Source organism: Pseudomonas sp. Irchel s3b5, from assembly GCF_900187435.1.
Lineage (GTDB): Bacteria > Pseudomonadota > Gammaproteobacteria > Pseudomonadales > Pseudomonadaceae > Aquipseudomonas.
The window spans coordinates 1-3,557 of record NZ_FYDY01000057.1 but is presented as its reverse complement, the minus strand read 5'-3'; the positions used below and the strand labels follow the sequence as shown (position 1 = coordinate 3,557).

The window sequence follows — 3,557 nt, the reverse complement described above, 5'->3', positions numbered from 1 at the left end:
GTAGAGGTACACTTTTTCGACTTTGGTGTCGGGTCGCATCATGACGGGCTGGCTCCGGAAAGAAATCGAGAGCACAGCATCAGACTTTAATAAGCGGCTTTGAATGTGGGGTTCATGGATCCCTTACTGTTAAACCGCATCAACACCGGGTTAAACGTCCGATAGCCATTCCCCAACAAGTAATATCCTGTAACCGGGTCCGGCCGTTCGCCGTTGAAGCCGAGCAGGCTGAGCAAGCCGTTGCCAGGATGGCGGTGACCGTAGGGCGAGTAGGCGAGAGGATGAGGGCGAGTTGCATCGAGTACGTTCAACACTGAACGCTGCTGATCTGTGGCAAGCAAGCGCGTTTGCGCTGTACCGTTCTGGCGCTGTTGCTGCGCCAGCAATTGATCGTCGTGCTGCATGATCGAACACTGCCGCGCCCCTTGAATCTCAGTGGCGAGGCGATCTTTCACGTAGAAGCGCTGAGCATCGCTCTGCGCTGAAGGTGTGCTGACAACCAGTCGATCCAGCGGGTCGTACCGGTAGCGGCAAAGCAGTGTTTCGCGGTTGGACGACATGCTCACGTACTCCCGAAGAGTCAATTCATTCAAGGTTTAACTTGTCGCCCAATCCGCCAACACTGCCTACTAGCAGAACTGATAGTGGCGCAGTGTTCTCACGGGCTCGGCACAAGCAGACAGAATTCACTTCAGCCTGAGGAACATGTGGGCGTAACCCCGGTCAAACCGGCAGTTTTACCGCTCTTCAACCGGGCGGTTTTCATGGTGCAAGAGGATGTCTGGATGAAGATTTCACGCGGTATTGCACTGGCTTCGCTGTTGGCCTTTTCCGCCACCCCAGTCTTCGCACAGTTCAGCCTGAACGATGCGGCCAACGCCATTTCGGGCATGCAGGGTGGCAACGCGGCTACCGAAGCGGCGCCTACTTCGCAAACGGCAGATCTGCTGGGCGCACTCACTCAATTGAACATCACCCCGCAGCAAGCCGTCGGCGGTGCCGGCGCGATGTTGGGGCTGGCGAAGAATCAGTTGAGCTCGACCGATTACTCGGAACTGGCCAAGAGTGTGCCCGGGATCGACAAGTTGTCGGGCGGCGGCGAGTTGGGTGCGTTGGCCGGGCTACTCGGCTCCACCGGCAAAGCCGCTGGGCTGGACAACGCCTTGGGCAACGTCAAGGACACAAGCGACCTGAACAACGCCTTCAGCGCCCTGGGCATGGACACCGGCATGATCGGGCAGTTTGCGCCGATACTTCTGCAATACCTCGGTCAGCAGGGTGTCGGCGGTTCGTTACTGAGCAGCCTGGGCAGCATCTGGGGCACCGGTACCGGCGCTTGATTCAAATGTGCTCGGCGCGCAAAGCGTCGATGCGCTGGTCCTTTTCGATCCAGAGCTGGTTGACCCAGTTCTGGATATTCTCGCGAAACAGCGAATCGTTTTCGTAATCGCCCTGCCACAGTACAGGGTCGAGCTCGCGGGTCTTGATGTCGATGACTACCCTCGGCACGTTGCCGCTGATCAAATCCCAGAAACCCGGAATCGTCTGCTGCGGGTAAACCACCGTCACATCCAGAATCGCGTCCAGCTGTTTACCCATCGCCGCCAAAACAAACGCCACGCCACCGGCCTTGGGCTTGAGCAGGTGGGTGAACGGTGATTGCTGATGAGCGCGTTTGGCCGCCGTGAAACGCGTACCTTCCAGATAATTGACCACAGTGACCGGCTGACGCTTGAACAGTTCGCAGGCCTGTTGGGTGATTTCCAGATCCTTGCCCGCCAGCTCCGGATGCTTGGCCAGGAAGGCCTTGCTGTAGCGCTTCATGAACGGGTAATCCAGCGCCCACCACGCCAGGCCCAGGAAGGGCACCCAGATCAGTTCTTTCTTGAGGAAGAATTTGAAAAACGGCGTGCGCCGGTTGAGTGTCTGGATCAGCGCGGGGATGTCTACCCACGATTGATGGTTGCTGATCACCAGATACGACGTGTCGCGACGCAGATCGTCACCGCCGCGGATGTCCCACTGGGTGGGGATGCACAGGCGGAAAATCAGCTTGTCGATTTCGGACCAGGTCTCGGCGATCCACATCACTGCCCTTGAGGCGTTGTCGCGAAAGCGGCCGGGCAGGACCAGTTTGAACAGGGCAAACACCAACAGCGGTCCGATCAGGACCAGGGTGTTGAGCAATAGCAGAAGGGTGACGAAACAGCCGGTGAGCAGGCGGCGCATAAGTAACTCTTGAAATCATCTGGGCGCGCCATGATAAGCAGCTTCGGGCGACAGGCCAAATCGATGGGTGACGAATGTTTCACTTTTGGCCGGGTATGCTTGGCGCAAGCATTGTGTTGAATGTGCTGGCCACATCGCGAGCAAGCTTGCTCCTTCAGTAGATTGGGGCGGCGCAAAACCCTGTAGGAGCGAGCCTGCTCGCGAAGCAATCTCCGGGCGAACGAATGGCTCGCGAGCTGTCTAAAACCTCGCCCTCAATTTCCAAGGAACCCCACTACGTGAAATCCCTCCTTGCATTGCTCACCCTCATCGCCCTGCCGGTCATGGCCGCGGAGCCAACCCTGTACGGGCGCTACGAATACATCGCGCTGCCGGAAATCGGCGGCGAAGTGCTCAAAGCCAAGATGGACACTGGCGCGCTGACAGCGTCACTGTCGGCCAAAGACATCGAAACCTTCACCCGCGATGGCGAAGACTGGGTACGTTTCCGACTCGCCACCAAAGATGCAAGCAACAAGGTCTACGAGCACAAAGTTGCACGGATCAGCAAGATCAAGACCCGCTCCGAAGAGGACGAGGATGAAAGCGAAGTGGTCGCGCCCACCAAGCGTCCGGTGGTCGATCTGGAATTGTGCCTGGGCAACGTCAAGCGCACGGTTGAGGTTAACTTGACGGACCGTAGTAGCTTTAATTATCCGTTGTTGATTGGGGCCAAGGCGTTGCGTGAGTTTGGGGCTGCGGTGAATCCGGCGAGAAGGTTTACGGCGGATAAGCCGGATTGTTGATTAGCGTCGAGTTGATTTAGTTGAGCGAGCAACTGTTGATCGTGCTGAAAGATGTTCCGCCGAGCGTTGCCCTGGATCTCGGTGACTAATTGGTCTTTGCAATTAAACCGCTGGATGGTGTGCTGATGAAGCACTGTGCAACCATTCTGACGATCCAGCGGATCGTAGTGATAACGACACAAAACGGTTTTCCTGGGTGAACTGGGCATGAGCTGAACTCCGTTCAAGGTCCGGATGGCAGGATCTTGAGCATCGGAGTTTTTTCAGCGGCTGCCTACTATCAGATCTGATAGGGCGGCGGCCGGGACTGTCAGATATTTTGTGTGCAGGCCGGTAACGGCCTGCCGTTAGGCAGGCCATTCTTTTACCAGGCAGGCCTGATAAATCGATCTCCGTACAGAATCGCGAATTGATTCATCGCACTTTTCCAGTCATGGGCCGCTGAGCCCCAGTTTGCTGTGATGTTGCGCAGCCCAAGCCAGATCAGTTTTGTCGCCGCATCGTCGGTTGGGAAGTGACCTCGGGTCTTGATGATCTTGCGCA

The 3,557-nt window shown here is 57.0% G+C and carries 3 protein-coding genes and 2 pseudogenes; 2 read left to right on the top strand and 3 right to left on the bottom strand.

Going from position 1 to position 3,557, the window contains the following annotated elements:
• Positions 1-107: 107 nt before the first annotated feature.
• A pseudogene (locus CKW15_RS27665) lies at positions 108-560 on the bottom strand (RHS repeat-associated core domain-containing protein); the annotation flags it as partial.
• A gap of 225 nt (positions 561-785) precedes the next feature.
• On the opposite strand from CKW15_RS27665, the gene CKW15_RS27660 reads away from it, so the two are divergent.
• Positions 786-1,340 carry a DUF2780 domain-containing protein gene (locus CKW15_RS27660; RefSeq protein ID WP_095057504.1) on the top strand — a complete coding sequence of 185 codons (555 nt, stop codon included), beginning with the start codon at positions 786-788 and terminating at the stop codon, positions 1,338-1,340.
• A 1-nt stretch (position 1,341) separates the two neighbouring features.
• On the opposite strand, the gene CKW15_RS27655 is transcribed toward CKW15_RS27660, so the two are convergent.
• A complete protein-coding gene (locus CKW15_RS27655) occupies positions 1,342-2,229 on the bottom strand; it encodes an acyltransferase (protein ID WP_095153073.1) in 888 nt (295 codons plus the stop codon).
• 278 nt (positions 2,230-2,507) lie between these two features.
• Between CKW15_RS27655 and CKW15_RS27650 the strand changes: the two genes are divergently transcribed.
• Positions 2,508-3,014: an ATP-dependent zinc protease gene (locus CKW15_RS27650; RefSeq protein ID WP_159953417.1), complete on the top strand. Its 507-nt coding sequence runs from the start codon at positions 2,508-2,510 to the stop codon at positions 3,012-3,014.
• A gap of 364 nt (positions 3,015-3,378) precedes the next feature.
• On the opposite strand, the pseudogene CKW15_RS27645 reads toward CKW15_RS27650, so the two are convergent.
• Positions 3,379-3,557: pseudogene (locus tag CKW15_RS27645) on the bottom strand (IS256 family transposase); the annotation flags it as partial.

What these genes read in the sequence shown, in the direction of transcription:
- CKW15_RS27660 (WP_095057504.1), top strand. Translation starts at nt 786, where the DNA reads ATGAAGATTTCACGCGGTATTGCACTGGCTTCGCTGTTGGCCTTTTCC.
- CKW15_RS27655 (WP_095153073.1), bottom strand. Translation starts at nt 2,229, where the DNA reads ATGCGCCGCCTGCTCACCGGCTGTTTCGTCACCCTTCTGCTATTGCTC.